This is a genomic window from Psychrobacter sp. 1U2, from assembly GCF_051847575.1.
Genome location: NZ_JBPYDC010000537.1, coordinates 1 through 995 on the forward strand (window position 1 = coordinate 1; position 995 = coordinate 995).

A 995-nucleotide genomic window follows, 5' to 3' on the forward strand; every position below is an offset into this window, starting at 1 on the left:
TAAGTCGCGGCATGAGTGAGCTGTATTTTTTTGAACATCAGCTGTTATACATGGGCATCGGGCTAATCGCTGCAGCGATACCATACTACTTTGTACCACTAAAAACGCTCTACCAGACTGAGACACAGTTTATATTGCTGGGTGTGACTGGTGTGCTCTTGATAGCGACACTATTTGGTACGCCCATTAATGGTTCAAAACGCTGGCTAAACTTGGGTGTGATTAACTTTCAGGTCGCAGAGTTAGCGAAACTTGTGGTCATCGTCTTCGTTGCGGACTTTGTAGTGCGACGCTCGTTTGAAGTCCGTAATGGTTGGGATGGGTTTTTACGCATCTCTTTAGTGATCGGCCTGCTGACTTTTTTACTGTTATTGCAGCCTGATTTTGGCTCATTGGTGGTCATTGTCGGTACAGTATTTGCCATATTTTATATAGCTGGGGCTCCCTACAAGCAGTTTGTCGCGCTAGGGGCTGTCGTAGGTGTACTTGGCGTACTGGCAGTCACTATGGTTCAGTATCGCCTGACAAGGGTGTTGTCGTTTTTAGATCCCTTTGATGATATTCAAGATACAGACTATCAATTGGCACGCAGCTTAATCGCCTTTGGTCGAGGACAGTTTACCGGTGTGGGTTATGGTGAAAGCGTCCAAAAACTATCACATTTACCTGAGGCACATACAGATTTTTTGTTGGCCATCACTGGTGAAGAGCTTGGCTTTGTTGGCGTGACTATGATCCTGATATTAGAAGCACTTATCATCGGTAGTGCGATGCGTATCAGCTACAATGCCCTAAAACGTCGGCAAATGCGTATGAGCTATACCGCTTTTGGTATTGGCATTATTTTTATTGCACAAACGATTATTAATGCTGCTATGAATATGGGAGCGATGCCGACCAAAGGGTTGACGATGCCGTTCTTTAGTTATGGTGGGTCATCGATGTTGATTAGTTTGGTGATGGTTGCGTTGCTCCTCAAGATCTACAAAGAGAGT

General features: G+C 44.9%; 1 protein-coding gene. It reads left to right on the top strand.

Translation table 11 applies throughout. The features are described 5' to 3' along the window. Positions 1-995 (top strand): peptidoglycan glycosyltransferase FtsW (locus ACS8FD_RS17115; RefSeq protein ID WP_439276728.1); only part of this gene is annotated, 995 nt, incomplete at both ends.